This is a genomic window from Hallella mizrahii (assembly GCF_009695775.1).
Lineage (GTDB): Bacteria > Bacteroidota > Bacteroidia > Bacteroidales > Bacteroidaceae > Prevotella > Prevotella mizrahii.
On record NZ_VUNG01000003.1, the window covers coordinates 30446 to 53101 of the forward strand.

Annotated in this window: 15 protein-coding genes; 13 read left to right on the top strand and 2 right to left on the bottom strand. The window is 50.9% G+C overall.

Annotation, left to right across the window (positions count from 1 at the left end; genetic code table 11):
* Positions 1-11 precede the first annotated feature (11 nt).
* Positions 12-1232, top strand: coding sequence for an FtsX-like permease family protein (locus FYJ73_RS02070; RefSeq protein WP_154533051.1), 1221 nt, complete (start codon positions 12-14; stop codon positions 1230-1232).
* A 138-nt stretch (positions 1233-1370) separates the two neighbouring features.
* Here FYJ73_RS02070 and FYJ73_RS02075 read toward each other — a convergent pair whose 3' ends face one another.
* Positions 1371-2342: a phosphatase PAP2 family protein gene (locus FYJ73_RS02075; protein WP_154533052.1), complete on the bottom strand. Its 972-nt coding sequence runs from the start codon at positions 2340-2342 to the stop codon at positions 1371-1373.
* Complete coding sequence (locus FYJ73_RS02080) at positions 2342-3337, bottom strand: NAD-dependent epimerase/dehydratase family protein (protein WP_154533053.1); 996 nt, start codon at positions 3335-3337, stop codon at positions 2342-2344. The genes FYJ73_RS02075 and FYJ73_RS02080 overlap by 1 nt, the downstream gene beginning before the upstream one ends.
* A 128-nt stretch (positions 3338-3465) precedes the next feature.
* Between FYJ73_RS02080 and rnr the strand changes: the two genes are divergently transcribed.
* The 12 genes from rnr (at position 3466) to FYJ73_RS02140 (ending at position 22636) form a co-directional block, all read left to right on the top strand.
* Positions 3466-5820: a ribonuclease R gene (gene rnr / locus FYJ73_RS02085; RefSeq protein ID WP_154533054.1), complete on the top strand. Its 2355-nt coding sequence runs from the start codon at positions 3466-3468 to the stop codon at positions 5818-5820.
* Between the two features lie 163 nt (positions 5821-5983).
* On the top strand, positions 5984-7717 hold the full coding sequence (locus tag FYJ73_RS02090) for an AAA family ATPase (RefSeq protein ID WP_154533055.1): 1734 nt from the start codon (positions 5984-5986) through the stop codon (positions 7715-7717).
* Positions 7718-8572: 855 nt separating this feature from the next.
* Positions 8573-10057 (top strand): cysteine--tRNA ligase, encoded by a 1485-nt coding sequence (gene cysS, locus FYJ73_RS02095; protein WP_154533056.1) that lies wholly within the window; start codon positions 8573-8575, stop codon positions 10055-10057.
* Between the two features lie 143 nt (positions 10058-10200).
* Positions 10201-12264 carry a dipeptidyl-peptidase 5 gene (locus tag FYJ73_RS02100; RefSeq protein ID WP_154533057.1) on the top strand — a complete coding sequence of 688 codons (2064 nt, stop codon included), beginning with the start codon at positions 10201-10203 and terminating at the stop codon, positions 12262-12264.
* A gap of 167 nt (positions 12265-12431) precedes the next feature.
* Complete coding sequence (locus FYJ73_RS02105) at positions 12432-13091, top strand: hypothetical protein (RefSeq protein WP_154533058.1); 660 nt, start codon at positions 12432-12434, stop codon at positions 13089-13091.
* A gap of 23 nt (positions 13092-13114) precedes the next feature.
* Positions 13115-14644 carry an RNA polymerase factor sigma-54 gene (gene rpoN / locus FYJ73_RS02110; protein WP_154533059.1) on the top strand — a complete coding sequence of 510 codons (1530 nt, stop codon included), beginning with the start codon at positions 13115-13117 and terminating at the stop codon, positions 14642-14644.
* 2 nt (positions 14645-14646) lie between these two features.
* A complete protein-coding gene (locus tag FYJ73_RS02115; RefSeq protein WP_154533060.1) occupies positions 14647-15258 on the top strand; it encodes a phosphatase PAP2 family protein in 612 nt (203 codons plus the stop codon).
* A gap of 75 nt (positions 15259-15333) precedes the next feature.
* Complete coding sequence (purE, locus tag FYJ73_RS02120) at positions 15334-15840, top strand: 5-(carboxyamino)imidazole ribonucleotide mutase (protein WP_154533061.1); 507 nt, start codon at positions 15334-15336, stop codon at positions 15838-15840.
* A gap of 59 nt (positions 15841-15899) precedes the next feature.
* Positions 15900-17759 carry a 4-hydroxy-3-methylbut-2-en-1-yl diphosphate synthase gene (locus FYJ73_RS02125; RefSeq protein WP_154533062.1) on the top strand — a complete coding sequence of 620 codons (1860 nt, stop codon included), beginning with the start codon at positions 15900-15902 and terminating at the stop codon, positions 17757-17759.
* 120 nt (positions 17760-17879) lie between these two features.
* Complete coding sequence (locus tag FYJ73_RS02130) at positions 17880-18839, top strand: aldo/keto reductase (protein WP_154533165.1); 960 nt, start codon at positions 17880-17882, stop codon at positions 18837-18839.
* Between the two features lie 407 nt (positions 18840-19246).
* On the top strand, positions 19247-20182 hold the full coding sequence (gene miaA / locus FYJ73_RS02135) for a tRNA (adenosine(37)-N6)-dimethylallyltransferase MiaA (protein ID WP_154533063.1): 936 nt from the start codon (positions 19247-19249) through the stop codon (positions 20180-20182).
* Between the two features lie 285 nt (positions 20183-20467).
* Positions 20468-22636 carry a chitobiase/beta-hexosaminidase C-terminal domain-containing protein gene (locus FYJ73_RS02140; RefSeq protein WP_154533064.1) on the top strand — a complete coding sequence of 723 codons (2169 nt, stop codon included), beginning with the start codon at positions 20468-20470 and terminating at the stop codon, positions 22634-22636.
* The last annotated feature ends 20 nt before the right edge of the window (positions 22637-22656 follow it).

A 22656-nucleotide genomic window follows, 5' to 3' on the forward strand; every position in this document is an offset into this window, starting at 1 on the left:
AGAGGTTTTCAATGAATTTTCCGTTCTTTGTGGCGCGCCGCTATCTCTTCTCCAAGAAGAAGACCCACGCCATCAATGTGATATCCCTGATCTCTGTCATCGGAGTGGCTGTGGCTACGATGGCCCTCGTCATCGTGTTGTCGGTGTTTAACGGCTTCCATGACCTGGTGGCCAGCTTCTTCACAAACTTCGACCCACAGTTGAAGGTTGTGCCTGTGGAGGGAAAGACCGTACCAGCCGATGATCCGATTCTCACAAAGATCAGTCATTTCCCAGAAGTCGACGTTGCCACGGGTACCGTGGAGGACATGGCATTGGCCATCTACAACGGCAAACAGGCCATGGTGACGATAAAAGGTGTGGACGACAACTTCCCGCAGCTCACTCATATCACCGAGATACTCTATGGCGACGGGCAATTCCAGCTCCACACAGCCAACCTGCAGTATGGTACGCCGGGCATCCGTCTGGCTCAGACCTTGGGCTTGGGAGCCAATTGGAAAGGCTATCTCAAGATCTATGCACCGCAGCGTGAGGGCCAGCTCGACATGACCGATCCTCAGTCGGGCTTTGTCGTCGACTCGCTGATCTCCCCCGGTGTGGTATTCTCAGTCAATCAGGGTAAGTACGACAAGAGTTATATCGTCACCAGTCTGGGCTTTGCTCAGAACCTGTTCAACCAGCAGGGCATGGTGTCCGCCTTGGAGCTGAGACTGAAACCAGGCTCGAATTTTGAAAGCGTCAAGGCCCGGATGCAGCAGGTCGCCGGTAAGAAGTATCAGGTTCTCGACCGCTTCGAGCAGCAGCGCGACACGTTCAAGATCATGAAAGTGGAAAAGCTCATGGCTTATATCTTCCTGACGTTCATCCTCATCGTGGCGTGCTTCAACATCATCGGCTCGCTCTCGATGCTGATCATCGACAAGAAGGACGATGTCGTCACGCTGCGCAACTTAGGAGCCTCTGACAAGCAGATCCGCCGCATCTTCCTTTTCGAGGGGCGCTTGATCAGTGTCTTCGGAGCCATCTTTGGCATTTTGCTGGGCTTATTGCTCTGTTGGCTGCAGCAGCAGTACGGCTTTGTGAAGATGGGCAGCAGCGACGGTACGTTTGTCGTCAACGCCTATCCGGTGAGCGTCCACTACAGCGACGTGTTGCTGATCTTCCTCACTGTCATCGCTACGGGCTGGCTCGCTGTATGGTATCCTGTACGGAAAAGCCTTGAAAAGTAGAGAACTAAGGGAAAAATAGGAGACTAAGAGTATAAAATAGGAAACTAAGAGTATAAAAAAACTGTTGCCAGTCACCGTCACTGACGGTTCTGACAACAGCGAAAAGGATATCAGTGCAATGAAACGCCATGTGCCGTTTCATTGCACTTTTTGTTTGCATGTCATCGAATAGATATAATTCCAGAGAAAATAAAACGCTGCGGCTGCTATCAGACCGCCCAGGACATCGATGGCATAGTGGGCGCGGATATACACCGTGGCGAAGCATATCAGCACCACAAAGGGCAGCAACGTGAAGAACAGTCCTTTGCTGCGGGCACGTCCTGCCATCAGCAGTGCAATCACCGATATGCCTACATGCGAGCTGGGGAAAGCCGCTGTGGGATGCTCGCCCGCGTTGTGCACGTCAGTGATGAGGTGATAGAAGATGCCGTCGCTGTATCCGGGGCTTTTCATCATCTCGGTGTGGGTGCTGAAATAGTCCGCTACGTTGGGAAAGATGCCGGCGGCTATCTTCTGGATGCCCACCGCATGATAGTAATACATCGGTCCGGCAACGGGCAGGAGGTCGTAGATGGCGTAGAAACTAAAAAACGATGCCAGGATGACGAGGGCGCAACGCTCGAAGTCGTCGTAGCGCTTGAAGAAATAATAGACAATCGTGCCCACGAAAAGAAGGAAGTAGCTCGCGTAGGCCATGTCGAGAATCTCACTGATCCAGTGCTGCGGGAAATGCTCACAAAACACCAGTGCAGGTTGAAAGCCAAAGAGCTGCTGCTCGAGCGACGCAAAGACGTGATCGAGGTTGGGCAACATGCGGTTGATCTGATAAGTATCGCCGTACCACCAGCTCAGCATCACCAGTTGCATCAACACCCTCAGCAATCGTGTCACACGGCAGGGGATAAGCCGATAGACCACCCACATGGCCATGGTGATAGCACCCAGTTTTACTCTGTCCCAAATCATTGCTTCGGGATGCTGCACCTTGGTGAAGCAGAAGAGAATGATGAGCAGTGTGAAGACCATGTAGCCGATAACCACCCATTCCAGGAGCATCGGACCCTTGTGGGGATGCTTTTCGATTTCAAACCATTTCTTGAGTTGCATTATAGCCAATTGTTTTCTTGATACCATTTCACGGTGAGCTTTACGCCGCGATGGAGTTGATACTGGGGATGAAAGCCGAGCTCGTCGCAAGCGGGCTCTATGTCGCAGCGCCAGTTGCGTTGTCTGAGGATATTGTATTTATCATTGTTCAGGGCAGTGATATGTCCTGTGAGTCTGCCGTAGTACTCTCCGCACCAGGTGACGAGCCTCAGCACGGCGATTGGTGCCTTGATGCGTATCCACCATGGACGTCCCATGGCCTGACGCAGCTCGTTGCTGAATGTGGAGCTCTGATAGACCTCTCCGTCAGAGAGGAAGTATTTCCGTCCCGACATGCCGTGGTCGAGAGCCAGGAAGACAGCCTGTACCACGTCCTTGACATATACGAAGGTGATGTCCTGCCGTTTGAAGCCTACCGCAAAGTCGACGTGCTGCTTGATGCTTTTGGCCATGAGGTAGTAGTCCTTTTCCCTTGGACCATACACACCGGTGGGTCTGAGAACGATATAGTTGAATTCGTTGCCCACGCTGTCGAGGAATTTCTCGGCCATGAGTTTACTGCGCCCGTATGCGGTGTTGGGTCGTGGCGTATCGTGCTCGGTGATGCTGTGATAGGGTTGTTGTTCCCTGATGGCCCCGAAGATGCTCAGACTACTCATGTAGATGAAGCGTCGCACCGGCATGTGCAGTTCCAAGATGGCTTCCACCAGATTGCGTGTTCCCTCGTAGTTCACGCGGAAGAAGTCGTTGGGATGCAGGCATTTCGTCACACCGGCGGCATGTACGACATAGTCGAAATCATGTCCACGGAGCTGCTCCACGAGCTTGTCCTTGGAGTTGAAGTCCAGTTCGATGAAGTGGATGCGCGGGTCTTGCAGATAGGCGCGCGAGCTGCTCTTGCGCACGGCGGCCCATGTATCGAAGCCTCTTCTGAGTGCTTCCTCAACGATAAAACTGCCAATGAAGCCACTGGCACCGGTAATGAGAATGTTCATAGTTTCTATTTGCTTACAAAGATACTACATATTTCAGATTTTAAGCAAAATAATCCAAACGATATTAGGATTATTCATTTCTTTTTCGTTAATTTGCATCACAAATTCATCTTTTAGATCATTAGCCTATGGGAAAAGGTAAGAAAGCGGGTAAGCGCATCACTAAAAAGCAGCTTTCCCAACAGTTGGAACAATTCTTCTCATCGCAACCAGGAAAGAAACTAACACTGAAAGACATATTCCGTGCGCTTCACCTTGACACGCATCCATTGAAGATGCTTGCCATGGACATCATGGAAGAGATGGCATGGGACGATTTTATCACCAAGAAAGGTGAGAACGCTTATCAGCTCAATACCAAAGGACAGGTGCAGGAGGGTACCTTCGTGCGCAAGCCAAACGGCAAGAACTCGTTCCTCGCCGACGGCAGCGACAAGCCCATCTTCGTGGCAGAGCGCAACTCCATGTCGGCACTTACGGGCGACCGTGTAAGGGTGTCGTTCATGGCACGCCGCCAGAAACATATCAAGGAAGCCCAGGTCATCGAGATTCTCAGCCGTGCCAAGGACACCTTTGTCGGCCGGTTGCGTGTGGACCGCGACATTGCCTTCTGTGTTACGCAAAACAGCACCTTCGTGCAGGATATCCTAATTTCCAAGAAGAAACTCAAGGGCGGAAAGACCGACGACAAGGTGCTCGTGAAGATCGTTCAGTGGCCTGACGAGAACCATAAGAATCCGATTGGCGAAGTCGTCGACGTGCTGGGCAAAACCGGAGAGAACAATGCCGAGATGTGCTCCATTCTCGCACAGTACGGCCTGCCCTATAAGTATCCAAAGAACGTGGAGGACGCCGCGGAGAAAATCACGGGCGAGATCACGCCCGAGGACGTTGCCGAACGTGAGGACTTCCGCGATACATGGACCTGCACCATTGACCCGGCTGATGCCAAAGACTTCGACGATGCCCTGTCCATCAAGAAACTCGACGAAGGACTCTATCAGGTGGGCGTGCACATTGCCGATGTCTCGCACTATGTCACCGAAGGCAGTATCATCGACCGCGAGGCCGTGAAGCGTGCCACGTCGGTCTATCTCGTCGACCGCACAATACCGATGTTGCCCGAGCGCCTTTGCAACTTCGTCTGCTCGTTGCGACCCAATGAGGACAAGCTGACGTTTAGTGTCATCTTTGATCTCGACGAGGATGCCAATGTCAAGCGCTCGCGCATCGTCCACACGATCATCCGCTCCAACCGTCGCTATGCTTATGAGGAGGCACAGCAGGTGCTGGAGGACAACGGTGTCGTGGACGGACAGGGACAGCCGGCTCCCGACCCGGGGGCAGCAGGCTATAAGGATGAGTACGGATGGGAGCTCTGTACCCTTGACCGGCTTGCCAAGAAGCTGCGTGAAAGAAGATTTAAAGACGGCTCTGTGAAGTTCGACACCGAGGAACTCCATTTCGACGTCGACGAGAAAGGCCATCCCACCCGTTGCTACTTCAAGCGGTCGAAGGATGCCAACAAGCTTATCGAGGAGTTCATGCTCCTTGCCAACCGCACGGTAGCCGAGAGTGTGGGCCGTGTGCCCAAGGGCAAGAAAGCCAAAGTATTCCCTTATCGTATCCACGACAACCCGGATCCGGAAAAGATGGAAACGCTCCGGCAGTTCATCGTCAAGTTTGGATATAAGGTCAAGACCGACGGCACACGCGGTGCCATGGCCAAGAGCATCAACAAGCTCATGGACGAATGTGAGGGAAAGCGCGAGCAGAAACTCGTGCAAAGCGTGGCACTGCGTGCGATGATGAAGGCAAAGTACAGTGTGCACAACATCGGACACTTCGGACTGGGATTTGAGTATTACACTCACTTCACTTCGCCAATCCGCCGCTATCCCGACACGATGGTGCACCGGTTGCTGACAAAATATCAGCAGGGCGGGCGCTCGGCCAACGAAAAGCACTATGAGGAGCTCTGCGAGCACTGCTCCGATATGGAACAGATCGCACAGAACGCTGAGCGTGATTCCATCAAGTACAAGATGGTGGAGTTCATGGGTGACCATATCGGCGAGGTGTACGACGCACATATCAGCGGCATCACCAGCTATGGCATCTACGCCGAGATAGACTCCAACCACTGCGAGGGCATGGTGCCCATGCGTGATCTTGATGATGACTACTACGACTTTGACGAGAAGAACTTCCTGCTCCGTGGTCGTCGCCACCATCACAAGTATCAGCTTGGCGACCCGATACGTATCCGTGTGGACCGTGCCAACATGGAGCGGCGTCAGCTCGACTTTGTCATCGCCAAGGACGGTGATGACGGCAAGACGGACGCACACTCGACTTCAAGTCAGCATGACGATACGCGCGCCGCCATATCCGACATGGGCAACATTGCCGCTGAGGCTGCCAAGAGCAGAGGCCGCCATCAGGGCAAAGGCCACCGCGGTTCCGGCAAGAAGAAAAAGTAACACCATAAAGGGACGGATCTTTCGGGGACCGTCCCTTTTTCTATAGCCATTCCACAAGTGAGTCTTCTTTTGCAACTCTATCCTTTTTTATCGAATAAATGCTTGCATATATGGGGGAAATGGCGTATATTTGCAGAAAAGACAAGTGCAGGTGAAAGAAACGATGAGAAAGGATTTCAAGAAAATACCCTATGGCATTGCAGACTTCAAGCAGGTGCGGAAGGAAGGACTTTATTTGGTAGATAAGAGCATGTTCTTCGAGCGGATGGAGCAGGCGGGACACTTTCTGTTCCTCGTACGCCCGCGCCGCTTTGGCAAGAGTCTGTTCCTGAACATGCTTGAAGCCTACTACGACATCAACGAGAAGGACAACTTCCAGGAGTTGTTCAAGGGAATGTATGTGGCAGACCATCCGACGGAGTACCACAACAGCTTCCAGGTGTTGCATCTCGACTTCTCGCGTGTGGGTAGTGATGTGGATCGCTTGCGAGAGAACTTCGACCTTTACATGGAGGTGCGCTGCGATAGCTTCGCAAAGGCCTACGCACGATTTTATCCTGATACCTTCGCAGATGAGTTGAAACAGATAAAGAGAGGGGAGCAAAAACTTAACTTTATCAGTGATGCAGCCCATGCAGCAGGCTATCCACTATACCTTATTGTTGACGAATACGACAACTTTACCAACAACGTATTGAATGTAAAGGGACAAAAAGCTTACCATGACCTTACTCACGGCACGGGCTTCTACCGCGACGTGTTTAAGATCTTCAAGCCGATGTTCCACCGCATCATCATGCTCGGCGTCGCCCCCATCACGCTTGACGACCTGACAAGTGGTTACAACATCGCGCTGAACATGACCATCGACTCGCGCTTCAACCAGATGCTCGGCTTCTCAGAGGAAGACGTGCGACAGATGATTCGTTATTACAAAGAGGTTGGTGCTATCAAGCCGGAAGTTACAGAGGACAGCATCATCGACGATATCAAACCGTGGTATGACAACTATTGCTTTGCAGAGGACAGCTTCGGTACTGAGCCCAGTATGTTCAACAGCGATATGGTCTGCTACTATATGAGTACGCTTATCGATACCGGACACAAGCCGAAAGAGATGGTCGACCCGAATACAAAGACCGATTATAAGAAGCTGCGCAACCTTATTGAGATCGGCAACATGACGGAGGAGCGTCGACAAACCATTTACGACATCGTGCACACGGGTTACACCTTTGCGATGATCAACAGCTACTTCCCTGCGGAGAGCATTACCGACGAGGACAACTTCGTCAGTTTGCTCTTCTACTACGGCATGCTCACCATTCGCGGCACCTTAGGCGCTATGCTGAAGTTGGGCATTCCGAACAACAACGTGCGCATACAGTACTACAACTACCTCATGCTGGCCTTCCAGCAAATTCACCCTATCGCGGTCTCGCAGCTAAACATCCCGTTCTACCAAGCTGCCATGGAAGGCAACTGGCGCCCGATGATGGACTATATCCTCAAGGCTTATCACGACACCACCGCCGTGCGACAGCTCATCGAAGGCGAGCGCAACCTGCAAGGCTTCATGAATGCGTTTCTCTCGCTTGCCCCTTATTACCTTGTCGCTCCCGAGATGGAATTCTCCCACGGCTATTGCGACTTCTTCCTGTTGCCCAACTATACAGTCTACCCGATGGTTGCCCACAGCTATATCTTAGAGCTGAAGTATCTCAAGACCGACACTGCCGACGCTGAGGCTGCCCAGCAGTGGACCGAGGCCGTCACGCAGATCAAGACCTACGCCGCCGACCGTAAGTTGCAAACAATGCTCCACGGCACGAAGCTCCACCTCATCGTCGTGCAGATCAAAGGCTACGATGTGGTGAAGATGGAGGAAATAAGATAAAGGCAGAAAAGTGAAAAGGTAGAAGAGTAAAAAGAAACATAAGAAGGAAAGAAGTAAAAAAGAGACTTGTTGCCTTGTGTGGGCAGCAACTTCTCATTGTTGTGTTTTCTGACAAAAAACGGGCTCTGAGAATCGATTTTTTTGAACGAAAACCTCCCTTGGGCTGATTTTTGCAAAAAATAGCGTGTTTTTGTATCTGTAAGATAATCAGCATGTTATAAATATATGTGTGTGTCGTAGAAAGTAGAAAACGTTTTTCGCGCAAAATTCTCTAGAGAATTTTCGGTCAAAACACTGAGATGACCTTATCATCTCACTTTTCTGACCGTGTCAAAACACTGAGATGACAGCGACAAACAATTTTTTGTGCCTAAGAAAAGACAAAAAACAGGTGAAAAAGCTTGCTTTTTCTGATTTTCAACAACGAAGAGTGATAGATCATTCTCTAGATTGAAAGAAAATGTTGAAGACGTTTTGTAAATAAATTATGCCACAATACACTTGAGAAACATGCGTGTTTTCTATGAGCAAGCAAAGAGTATTTTTGTGCTGGACTAAATTTGAGTCAATTTGGACCAGCCTGTTTCCATTTTAATTTCGTAAGTTTGCAAGCGGAAACGGATAGTTTCCATTAAAAAAGCAGTTGATTATATATTATCCAAGAGGGAACGACGCAGATAGGCTGTGTTCCCTCTTTTGTTTTCTTTCCGGTGTTTCTGTCCGTCATCATCCTTTTTTGCATGCTTACAACCAATCTCAACTCCCCCATTGTCCAGTGCTATTCTTCTTTGCCATTATTGTCTATTTCGAAATAAATCATTAACTTTGCATCTATAAAAAATAACGTTTGGGAATATGGAACAGAATTTATTGATTTATAATACGCTCACCCGCAGCAAGGAGCTCTTCAAGCCTTTGAACGCTCCCCACGTGGGCATGTATGTTTGCGGACCTACTGTCTATGGCGATCCGCACTTGGGCCACGCCCGTCCCGCAATCACCTTTGACGTGCTCTTCCGCTATCTGAAGCATCTGGGCTACAAGGTTCGCTACGTGCGCAACATCACCGATGTGGGCCATCTCGAGCACGACGCCGACGAGGGCGACGACAAGATCGAGAAGAAAGCACGGCTGGAGCAACTCGAGCCCATGGAGATCGCACAATACTATACCAACCGCTATCACAAGGCCATGGACATGCTCAACGTGCTGCCGCCGTCGATAGAGCCACACGCAACGGGACATATCATCGAGCAGGAAGAGCTTGTCAAGGAGATCATGAACAATGGCTTCGCCTACGAAAGCAATGGCTCTATCTACTTCGACGTGGAGAAATACGACCAGAAATACCACTACGGCATCCTCTCCGGACGCAATCTCACCGACATCAAGGACAACAGCCGTGAGCTCAACGGAGTGGGGGAGAAGAAGCATCAGTACGACTTCGCCCTATGGAAAAAGGCTACACCGGAGCATATCATGCGCTGGCCCAGTCCCTGGAGCCAGGGTTATCCCGGCTGGCACTGTGAGTGCACGGCCATGGGACGCAAGTATCTCGGCAACCACTTCGACATCCATGGCGGTGGCATGGACTTGATCTTCCCGCATCACGAGTGCGAGATCGCTCAGGCTGTAGCCTCCCAAGGCGATCAGATGGTGCACTACTGGATGCACAACAACATGATCACCATCAACGGACAGAAGATGGGTAAGAGCCTCGGAAACTTTATCACACTCGAGCAGTTCTTCACCGGCAACCATCCCACACTGGAGCAGGCCTATTCGCCCATGACAATCCGCTTCTTCATCCTCTCGGCTCACTATCGCGGCACGGTGGACTTCTCCAACGAAGCACTCAAGGCCGCACAGAAAGGCTACGACCGTCTGATGAAAGGCATCAAGGACTTGGCCCGCGTGCAAGCTGCCAAGGGATCGCAACCCGAGGTGCAGAAGTTTGTCAAAGAACTGCGTCAGCGCTGCTACGACGCCATGAACGACGACCTGCAGACACCGCTGGTCATCAGCGCGCTCTTTGAGGCTTGCCATCTCGTCAACCAGCTTGTCGACCACAAGGCTAAGATCTCTGCCGACGATCTCAAGGAACTCGGCGACACCATGCGCCTCTTCACCTTCGACCTGCTGGGCTTGAAAGACGATGCTGCTGAGGGTAACGCCAGCCGAGAAAAGGCTTATGGCAAGGTCATGGAGATGGTGCTGCGCCTGCGCCAGCAGGCCAAGGAGGCCAAAGACTGGGCTACCAGCGACCAGATCCGAGACGCACTCAACGATGCAGGCTTTGTCATCAACGACACCAAGGACGGAACGACCTGGTCGCTGTAAAAGACAGAGTAAACATATTATAGACATAGTAACATAGTAAACACAAGTCACACTATATGTTTACTATGTTACTATGTCTTTTTTATTTATGTTACTCTGTCTAAAAGAAAATCATTATCTTTGTATCATAAAATCTACGGTATATGAAGAAAATAGCAGTTTTTACTTTGGCTCTGCTCGCCGCTATGCCGCTTGCAGCACAGAAGCGGGCGTTCACCATCGAGGATATCTATCGGTTGCAATACGCTTCCGGTCCGACCGTGTCGGCCACCGGGGCACTGGCCTACGGCACCAGCCGCTCTGACCTGAAGGCTCAGAAGAGCTACAGCAACATTGTCGTGAACGGCAAAACCATCACCACTGACAACAAGAGCTTCTCGCCGTTCTGGTCGGCCGACGGACGCACACTCTACTATGTCTCCACGGCCAGCGGCTCATCTCAGCTTTATGCCTGGCGAGACGGCAAGGCTACGCAGCTCACCGACTATGCGCTGGGCATCGACGGCGCCACCGTGTCGCCCGACGGCAACTTGATTGCCTTCGCCGCAGAGGTTGATCCAGAGATCGGCGGCGCGGACGGCAAGGCCAACAAAGCCGCCATCGAGCGCAAGGCTAAGAATCCTATACAGGCACATATCGCTGATCATCTGCTCTATCGCCATTGGACAGAATACAGCGACGGGAAGTATTGGCATATCATCGTCTATAATCTCAAGAACAAGACCTACACCGACGTCACGCCGGGACGGTTCCACTCACCGGTGTTCTCGCCCAGTGGTCCTTCGGGCTTTGTGTTCTCACCCGACTCCAAGGAGCTTTGCTATCTGAGCAACCACGACGAGCATCCTGAGGCCACGACGAATTGCGACCTCTGGGTAGTGCCCGTGACCGGCGGCGAGGCAAAGAACATCACGGCTGAGAATAAGGCTTGGGACGGCTCGCCGCAGTATTCGCCCGACGGACGCTACATCGCCTACCGCTTCCAGCGCACGCCCGGCTACGAGAGCGACCGTTTCATCCTCGGACTCTACGACCGTAAGACGGGGCAGAAGCGTGTGCTCACCGAGAAATTCGACAACTGGGTCGACGACTATAAATGGACTTCGGACTCCAAGGCTATCTATTTCTTAGGGGAGGAGCGTGGCTATGAGCCCCTCTATCGTGTCGACTTGAAGAACGACCGCATCACTAAGGTCATCGCCAACCGCGCTATCGGCAGCTTCGACTTCGACGGTAAGGGCGGATTCTACTATACTTATTCGCGCACCGGCAAGCCCTCGGCTATCTACCACGCCACCGCCAAGGCCATCGCGGCAGCCAAGGGACGTGCGGAGCTGAAGGAGACGCAGGTGACACATCTCAACGACAGTCTGGAGGCCACGGTGGACATCCGACCCTCGGAGACCATGTGGATCAAAGGAGCCAAAGGCGACTCTGTCGAGGTGTTCATCGTGAAACCACACGGCTTCGACCCCAACAAGAAGTATCCATTGGTCATCAATGTGCACGGTGGACCACAGATGCAGTGGATGGATTCTTTCCGTCCCGACTGGCAAGTCTATCCCGGTGCTGGATATGTAGTGGCTTATCCCAATATCCACGGCTCCACGGGCTACGGACAGCAGTTCTGCCGCGACATCAGCGGACATTGGGGCAGCTATCCCTTCGAAGACTTTATGAAGGCCACCGACAAGCTCGCGCAACTCGCCTACGTCGACTCTACGCGCATGGGAGCCATGGGATGGAGCTACGGCGGCTATTTCATGAACTGGGTACAAGGACAGACCAAGCGCTTCAAGTGCCTCGCCTCGATGATGGGACTCTTTGACCTGCGCTCGATGTGGGGCGCTACAGAGGAGCTCTGGTTCCCCAACTTCGACCTTGAGGGACAGCCCTGGAACTCAGAACTCTACACCAAGTGGAGTCCGTCGAACTATGTGAAGAACTTCGCCACGCCTACGCTGATCATCACCGGTGAGCGGGACTATCGTGTCAGCTACACACAGAGCCTGCAATATTTCTCCACGTTGCAGTCGCTGGGCATCCCCTCGCGTCTGATCGTCTTCAAGAACGATGGTCACTGGCCTAGCACGCTGAAGTCCATGCCGCTCTACTACAATGCCCACCTCGAGTGGTTCCATAAGTATCTTGGCGGTGCGCCCGCTCCCTGGGACAGCGAGAAGATGGTGCAGCAAGGTGAATGGTAAAAAACACATGATAGAGAGGTCTCTGAAGGACCTCTCTATTGTTTTAGTGACATGCAGTGCTTTTATCTGTAAAAAAGAGTGGAGAAAAGGTGCAACCAAACGGAAAAAGACGTATCTTTGTAGACAAAACAAAGAAATGATGTCAACAGCACCTAAATCCTAAGATTATGGCAAGACTTTGGCAAGACGATTACTGGTTGTTGCTCCTGCAACTCTATCTCAAGGCTCCGCAAGGCGTGAAGCCCCTCTATAGCCGCGCACTCATCGACGTGGCATTGCGCACCCATCTCAAACCGCAGTATATCTATCGCAAGCTCTCCCGCCTGCGACGCATCGACACACCATTGCTCCAGGAACTGTGGAACCGCTATGCTGAGAAGCCTGCACGACTGAAAGCCGTGGTGAAAAAACTGCAGATGATGGATGGTTTCGGCAATGCCGAGGAGTTCTACGACGGAGTGGAGGCTACCAGAGAGTGGGAACGCGACTTCAAGCCCGTCAGTGCCGAAGAGGCCGCAAGGGGCAAGGATGCCGTCACACCGGTGAAGCTCATCGCCATCCTCGACCTTTACTACCAACTGGTGCCGGCGACGATGGTTCCCAGCACACCCGAAGTAGCGGCACTGGCAAAGTTGTTGCGTATGAGCGCGCAGGAGGTTGCCGACATCATGACCGTCTATCAGGCCTGCGATCCTTTCCTCAGTGAGGACGAGGGACGCAAGAGTCCGCTCTATGAGCCTTGCCGAAACATCTGGCGACGCTTTGGCAATGACGATCCCGAAAAACTGGCCGCACTGGCCGCACAACTCAAAGATTACTGGAAATAGACTCTCCCCCTACATAGCATGTTATGGCACAAAAGTTAATACAAACCGAAACGCAGCAACAACTCCAGCAGCAAAGGCTCTCACAGCAGCAGATGCTGCAGGTGAAACTACTGGAGATGCCCTTGGCAGAACTCGAGCAAAACGTCAATGCTGAGCTCGATGACAACCCGGCATTGGAGCAAGACGACCATGAGCCTGACGAGTTTGGGGTGAGCGACGGCCACGATGACCGTCTGTCCGACGCTGACGGCGATGGCGAACAAGAAGACTACGAGGAGAAATCTGAGCGGGAAGAGCGTGAGGATGCCTTGGACAGTGCCCTTGAGGATCTGGGACGCGACGACGCAATGCCCTCAGCCGAATCCTCTTACTATGGCGGATCCGGCACTGACGACGCTGACCGGGAAGAGATGGTGTGGGGAGACACGACATCGTTCTACGACAAACTGAAAGAACAGATGGGAGAGCTCGAACTCACCGAACAGCAGCAGACGATCATGGAATATCTGATCGGATCGCTCGACAGTGACGGACTGCTGAGAAAAAGCCTCGACGACATCGCCGACGAACTGGCTATCTATCACAACATCGACGTATCCACATCGGAGATAGAAAAGCTACTCAAACTTCTACAGACCTTTGATCCGGCCGGTATCGGGGCGCGAAACCTACAAGAATGTCTGTTGCTGCAGATACAACGAAAGCCGAAAGGAAAAGTGCGGGAACTGATGGAAAGCATCATCAAAGCCCATTTCGAAGATTTCACACACAAACGGTGGGACAAAATCTCGCAGTCCTTGCAACTCAACGAAGAGCAGGCCACAGCTCTGCGCAACGAGCTCCGACGGCTCAACCCGAAACCCGGTGCATCACTCGGCGAAGCGATGGGACGTAACCTGCAGCAGATCACGCCCGACTTTATCGTGGACACTGACGATGAGGGCAACGTGACCTTCACGCTCAACAATGGCCGCATTCCCGACCTGAGGGTGTCACAGACTTTCACCGACCTTGTCGACACCTATAAAAACAATAAAGCCAAGATGAACCGACAGGATAAGGAGGCTCTGCTCTATGCCAAGGAAAAACTCGACAAAGCACAGGGATATATCGAAGCCGTCAAGCAGAGACGACATACGCTCTACGTCACCATGAAGGCCATCATCGACTGGCAGAAAAAGTATTTCCAGGACGGCGACGAGGCAGACTTGCGCCCGATGATCCTCAAAGACATCGCGGAGAAGACGGGACTCGACATTTCTACGATCTCACGCGTGTGCAATGTGAAGTACGCACAGACACGCTGGGGCACGTTCCCCCTGCGTTTCTTCTTCTCCGACAGCTATGTCACCAAGGACGGAGAAGAGATGTCGACGAGAAAGATCAAAGTAGCGCTTCGTGAAGCCCTGGAGCAGGAAGATAAGCACAAACCGCTCAGCGACGACGCTCTCGCCGCCATGATGAAGAAAAAAGGATTTCCCATCGCAAGGCGTACCGTGGCCAAATACCGTGAACAACTGGGTGTGCCCGTAGCACGCCTGAGAAAGATATGATGATGAAAGAAAAAAATATAATATTGACAGCAAGGCTGATGAGTCTGATCTTCACGCCGTTTTATCTGCCGATAGTCGGGCTCATCGCTCTGTTCACCTTCAGCTATCTGAGCATCATGCCATGGCAATACAAGCTCAGCGTGGTGTTTATGGTGTATCTCTTCACCATTCTCTTCCCCACACTGCTGATCCATGTCTACCGACGCTACCAGGGATGGACACCATTGGAGATGGGAAAGAAGGAGCGGCGCATGGTGCCTTACATCATCGCCATCCTTTGCTACTTCTGCTGCTACTACATCATGAGCCTGCTGCGCATTCCGCAGTTCATGGCCAACATCCTTGTGGCGGCGCTGATGATACAGATTGTCTGTGCCGTCATCAACGTTTGGTGGAAGATCTCCACCCACACGGCAGCCATAGGAGGCTTCGCCGGTGCGCTCGTAGCGTTCTCGATACTCTTTGCCTTCAACCCGATCTGGTGGTTCTGCCTCGTCATTCTCATTGCGGGACTGGTGGGCAGCAGTCGCATGATCCTGCGTCAGCATACCCTCACACAGGTGGTTGTGGGCTTCCTTGTAGGTGTGGTCCTGGGCTTCTGGATGATTCTGTAAGCCGACGAAGTGACGTGGCCTCGTGAAAACAAATAAAGACATCAGTTAGATACCATAGATTTAAAAGACATAAGTATGAAACCATTAGTTAGTATCATCATGGGCTCTACAAGTGATCTGCCCATCATGGAAAAAGCATGTAAGTGGCTCGATGACCAACAGATTCCCTTTGAGGTCAATGCATTGTCGGCTCATCGCACGCCCGACGCCGTTGAGACTTTCGCCAAGGGAGCCAAAGAGCGCGGCATCAAAGTCATCATTGCCGGTGCCGGCATGGCTGCCGCCCTGCCCGGAGTCATTGCTGCCTCTACACCGCTGCCCGTCATCGGTGTGCCCATCAAAGGCATGCTCGACGGTCTCGATGCCATGCTGAGCATCATACAGATGCCACCGGGGATCCCCGTAGCCACCGTTGGCGTCAACGGCGCACAGAATGCTGCCATCCTCGCCGCTGAGATGATCGCCTTGGGTGACGAAGATGTCGCCAAGAAAGTGGAGGCATGGAAGGCTGGACTCGGCAAGAAGATCGAGAAAGCCAACGCTGATCTCAAAGAGGTGAAATATACCTATAAGTGCAACTAAGCGACGGAGTCCTTCTTAGGACTCCATTCGCTCATCAACATACCAACTCATCAACAGATATGGTCGATTTGTTTAACTATCATCGGCGCGAGACTTCTGTAGTGCATATCGGCAGACTGGATATGGGAGGAGACAATCCGATACGCATCCAGTCCATGACCACTACCAACACCGACGATACGCAGGCTTGCGTGGAGCAGGCTGAACGCATTATCAAAGCAGGAGGAGAACTCGTCAGACTGACCACACAGGGAGTGCGTGAAGCGGAGAATCTCAAGAACATTCACGATGGAATACGCCGTGACGGCTTCGCTACGCCGCTTGTCGCCGACGTGCATTTCAATCCTCGCGTGGCTGACGTGGCTGCACGCTATGCCGAGAAAGTGCGTGTCAATCCGGGCAACTATGTCGACCCGGCACGTAAGTTCATCAAGAAAGAATATACAGATGAGGAATATGCCGAAGAACTGAAAAAGATAGAGGACCGCTTTGTGCCCTTCCTGAATATCTGTAAGGAGCATCACACGGCGATTCGTATCGGCGTGAATCACGGCTCGCTCTCGGACCGTATCCGCAACCGCTACGGCGACACACCGGAAGGTATTGTGGAGAGCTGCATGGAGTTTCTGCGCATCTGCAAGAAAGAGCATTTCGACGATGTGGTGATCTCTATCAAAGCTTCCAATACAGTGGTCATGGTGCGGTCGGTGAGACTGCTTGTCGAACAAATGGATAAGGAGGATATGCACTATCCTTTGCACCTTGGCGTGACGGAAGCCGGTGAGGGTGAGGACGGACGTATCAAGAGTGCGGTAGGCATTGGCGCCCTGCTGGCCGACGGCATTGGTGACACCGTACGCGTGTCGTTGTCAGAGGAGCCTGAGGCTGAGATACCTGTGGCACGCCATCTCGTAGACTACATAGGCCGCAAGGCTGGCAGTCTGATGGTGCCCGGTGAAGCCTGCGAAAGCTTTGACTGGCTTCGTCCCACACGGCGCGAGACACAGCCCGTCGGGAATGTGGGAGGCGCACACGTGCCTGTTGTCATCGTCTCGGCTGAGCAGACCGACTATGCCGGTAAGGCTGACTATGTCTATGTAGGACAGCAGGTGCCTGAGCATCCACAGCCCGGCAAACACTATATCCTCGACTACGATGTCTTCGCACAACTGCAAAGTGAGGGTAACCTCGATAAGGCCCAGGGCAAGGCAACGTTTTATCCTATCTTCCCCGTGGTGGCCATGCCGCTTGTGGCTATGGTGCAGAGCGACATGAAGTTTCTCGTGCTCCAGTTCGGAACGCCGAGTGCTGAGTACCTGGCCTGCTTGAAGGCACATCCGGAAGTGGTGGTTGTCTGTACGAGCAACCAGCAAAACAGACTCGGTAATCAGCGCGCGCTTGTTCACGAGATGATGACCGCTGAAGTCAGCAATCCCGTCGTCTTCGCACAGATGTACCAGCTCAATGACAAGGAAGAGTTCCAGTTGGAAGCTGCCGCCGACATGGGGGCACTGATGATGGACGGACTTACTGATGGCATCTGGCTGATGAACAAGGGCAATATCAGTGTCGGCGACATCGAGGATACGGCCTTTGGCATCTTGCAGGCAGCCCGTCTGCGCACCTCGCGCACCGAGTATATCAGTTGTCCGGGCTGTGGACGTACGCTCTACGACCTGCGCACGACGATCGCGCGCATCAAGGAGGCTACTAAAGACATGCACGGACTGAAGATCGGCATCATGGGATGTATCGTCAACGGACCGGGAGAGATGGCAGACGCCGACTATGGTTATGTGGGCGCAGGACCGGGAAAGGTCTCACTCTACCGTGGACAGGAATGTGTGGAAAAGAACATTCCAGAGGATGAAGCCGTGGATCGTCTGCTGCAACTCATCAAGTCCGACCGGCAAGGGTAGAACTCTCTTTGCCTCACGGCACTGTCCTGAACGGAGCCGTGGGGCAATATAGTCACCAAAATCCTCTACTTTAAAGACAAAGCAATGAATATCAACACGAAGAGCAGAACGCTGAGCGAGATGGAGCTGAGGAAGCCTTATATCGCCGCGGACAGCCGTTATGACCAAAGCCACAGCCTTTACCGCCGTTGTGGACGGTCAGGCGTGTTGCTGCCAAAAGTGAGTTTGGGCTTTTGGCACAACTTTGGCGGCAATGACAGCTATGAGCGTGCGCGTGACATCACGCACTACGCTTTCGACCACGGCATCACTCACTTCGACCTTGCCAACAACTATGGACCTCCCTACGGCTCGGCAGAAGAGACGATGGGCAAGCTTCTCTGTGACGATTTCTTTCGCTATCGCGACGAGCTCTTCATTTCCACGAAGGCAGGCTACGACATGTGGCCGGGACCTTACGGTAATTGGGGATCGCGCAAATACCTTATGGCAAGTATCGACCAAAGTCTCCGGCGAATGGGACTGGACTATGTCGACCTCTTCTACAGCCATCGCTACGACCCTCAGACACCGTTGGAGGAGACTCTGCAGGCTTTGGTGGATATCGTCAGAGCGGGAAAGGCTCTCTATGTGGGCATCTCGCGCTGGCCACTGGAAGCATTGAAAGTCGCTGACAAGTACCTTCGCGACCATGATGTGCCCTTGCTTATCTATCAGGGGCGAGTCAATATGATCGACCACGAACCGATTGACGAGGGCATATTGGACTATTGCTGCGAGCATGGCATCGGCTTCATCAGCTTCTCGCCATTGGCGCAGGGACTGCTCACCGACCGATATCTCAATGGCATACCAAAGGATTCACGTATGGCACAAGGCGGTTCGCTGACCGCTGACAAACTTACGCCGGAGCTATTAGCGCACTTACGTCAGCTCAACAGCGAGGCACAGGCTCAAGGCCATACCCTTGCCGAGAATGCGCTGGCATGGATCCTTCATCAGAAGGGAATCACCAGTGTGCTCGTAGGTGCCAGCAGTGTAGGACAGCTGGAAAGAAATATGAAGTGCATCTTTGACTGACAGGCATGCCGGCTCTGACCGTTTGGCTTGCCTATATTTACTGAAGAACCTGCCGTCTCTGACCGTCCGGCTTGCCTTTAAAAGCATCATTCTTATATTTATGGCGAGAGTATTTTGCATCATAATCATCTACTTATTTGGAGTTTTCCTCTTACTCATCGCAGAAGACTTTAAACTCGATTCTTTAACCCTTCTGCTTTTGATAACATCAACTCTTGGTACTTATTACCTTTGCAGACACTTTGTTGAACATAAAAAATGAATTTGCTTGCCAAAAAACGGAAGATCCGACTTGCGGGTCTCCCGTTTTTTATGTAAGTTTGCAGAAAGAACCACCAATAGTTTGGCAAACAGCTGTCAGCGGATAAATCCATATCTCTCTGCAGCAGCAGGCTACGCACACCACTATGAAGAAACTCTTGACCATTCTCGGCCCCACGGCAACGGGCAAAACAGACCTCGCCGCACACGTGGCACACGTGCTCGGCGGTGAAATTCTCTCCGGCGACTCACGACAAGTATATCGCGGTATGGACATCGGCACGGGCAAGGACCTCGAAGACTATGTCGTCGACGGGCAGCCTGTGCCCTATCATCTCATCGACATCGCGGAACCGGGAACGAAATACAACCTCTTTCAGTACCAGCAGGACTTCCACCGCGCTTACGACGACATCCAACAGCGCGGTGCACTGCCCATCCTCTGCGGGGGCACTGGCCTGTATATTGAGGCAGTGCTCAAGGGCTATGCACTCTCTCCCGTACCGCAGAACCCGGTACTGCGGCAGCGCTTAGAGGGCAAGAATCTCGACGAGTTGACCGACATGCTCGTGAAACTGAAACAGCAGACGGGCTCTACGATGCACAACAAAACCGACGTAGATTCGTGCCAACGCGCTATCCGTGCCATAGAGATCGAGACCTACAACCTCGAGCATCCCACCGAGCTGCGGCAGATGCCGCCTGTCGACAGTGTCGTCATCGGCGTGGCCATTGACCGCGATGAGCGCCGCCGCCGCATCACAGCCCGTCTGCATCAGCGTCTCGACCATGGCATGGTGGAGGAAATGCGCCGTCTGCTTGACAGCGGCATCAAGGCCGAAGACCTCACCTACTATGGCCTGGAGTATAAATACGTCACAGAGTACGTCATCGGAAAACTCAGTTACGACGAGATGGTGCGTCAACTGGAGATTGCCATCCACCAGTTTGCCAAGCGCCAGATGACGTGGTTCCGCGGCATGGAGCGCCGTGGTACGGTCATCCATTGGGTCGACGCCATGCTGCCGATGGAGGAAAAAGTGAAGAAAGTAGAGGAGATCTATCGCTCTGCAAACAAGTAAATACTTTGTTATCACCTTACAACCACTTAGCCCATAAAGATTCATTCTTCTTTATGGGCTTACATTACGCTACACTATACGGAATAGAGTAAAAACTACATATTCTTTATTTTACCTTTGATCTAAAGATCTAAGGTAGACAAACACAGCCTATTTGCTAGTAACAAAAAAATCACTTATCGCATTTTTTCTTTATAATCACAATAATATATTCTAATTTATTTTGTATTTATTAGATAAATTATTATCTTTGCAACAATTATTTTTTCCTTAAATATATCATACATGACAGGAAAACTCAAATTTTTATTAATGTTTCTTCTTTTGATGTTTATTTCAGAAAAAGCATCTGCAATTTATCAAGAAACTATTACTACATCAACAACGCATCCACCCAAAGGAACATCCGCAGTGGTTACTTTTCAAAAAAATGGTGGGAGTAATTATCCTACTACAAAAGACGATTGTGTTATGCTCTACACCAAAGGGACCATAACGATCGAACCTAACAAGGACTATGTTCTTACTAAAATAGATTATTATTATAAAATTTTAAAAAACTATTACGCACCATCTCCCCAAATACAATCAGAAGGTACACTGAAGAAAACTTCTTTTGGAAGTACTTGGACAGGTAAAACATCCAAACCCATAGTGCTTTTAGTAAAAGGAGGTAAAGGTAGTTTCGTTTTTTCACAGGTAATCATTACATATGATCTCTGTAACAATAAACAGAATACCTATACGCTTTTTCCCATAAAAAAGTTCAACTTGAATCTTGATAATGATAATTATAAAGCGTTCAAAGGTCAACAAGCAAAAACAACCCCTTATGAACTACCACTTGTTTACTCTTCCAACAACGAAAAAGTGGCAACAGTAAATGTAAAAACTGGAGAGGTAAGTCTAAATCATACATTAGGAATAGCTACTATCAAGTCTTCTTTTTCCGGTAATGACACTCTAAATGCTTCTGCTGACAACTATACCATAACGGTCTATCCCTATAATGATGGCACAGAAAACCATCCCTATACTGTTGAAGAAATTTATAAACTTAGAGATGCCGCTATGTATAGTAAAGAAGGAGATTTTATATATGTACATGGATACATCACTAAAATTAAAAGTTTAACAAATGGAATAATGACCTATTATATCTCAGACAATACCTCTGCTAAAAAACAACTGTTAGTCGACGCCAAAAACATTAATGAAACAGATTTCAAAAGCAAAGATAATCTTTCAATTGGATGGTTTGTTACTATTAAGGGAAGAAATAAGGTAGTTAATTCTGAACCACAAATAGTTAGAGGCTGCATCACGCAAATTATAAAAAATAATATTAGTTCTCCTCACATCTTTGGCTCCACCTCATTTCTCGACAGTACTTCTGTGACGCTCAGTAGCGAAAATCAAGACGCAAAAATCTACTACACCATCGACGGTACAGAACCTACAGATCAGAGTACAGTATACACGGCACCTTTTTCACTCAACGCTTCCACTCCCGTGAAAGCCGTAGCCTACATAAATGGTGAAAAAAGCAAGGTGGCCTCACAATACTTTAAAAAGGTGGAAGAAAACGAACTCATCTCTGTTGCACAAGCTCTTAAAACAGCTGACAATACTCAAGTATATATCAAGGCAAAGGTCGCCAAGACAGAAACATACAACAGCAGCAGTCCCACCCTCAACTACTACATCGCTGATAACGAAAACGCAGCTGAAACTCTTGAAATATTAAACGGACGCTATCTTCAAAATAACAAAATCTACAATGCTTTTCAAATAGTTCGTGGGGACGAAGTAGTGGTAGCTGCTACAGTGAATACGGACAATGGCCACAAAAATCTGAAAAACGCAAATTTGCTAAACATTAAGGAGTATCAAGACCAAGCGAAAGTAACCACAGCCGGATGGGCTACGTTCGTCAGCCGCCGTGCCGTAGACTTCTCTAAAAATAATGACATCAGCGCCTACTTGGTGAAATACAATGACTCGAACAACCGAGTAACACTCACCCCTGTAACTGCCATTCCTGGCAATACGGCAGTAGTTGTCAAGGCCAACGCGGGAACGTATGAATTGCAACGAAGCAAGGAAAGTACAACAATAGTAAACAATGACCTGAAATTTAAATATACAGACATGAAGGTGACTAAAGCCTTCACTATCTATGTGCTTGCCAAGCATGGCAATGGCTGCGGCTTCTATCCCATGAAAGCCAATGAAACTCTTTCTCCTTTCAAAGGCTACCTCGCTATCAACGCTGCCTCTACCGTTGCCGCCAAACCATTCTATGCCATCGGCAACACCACTACCGGCATCATCAACACCATGGAAGAGAATAAAAACGTAGAAGACGTGCACTATAACCTCGCTGGACAGCGTGTCGACAACAACTACAAAGGCCTGGTCATCGTCAACGGCCATAAAGTCATCAGAAAGTAAAACCCTTAAAACATCATACA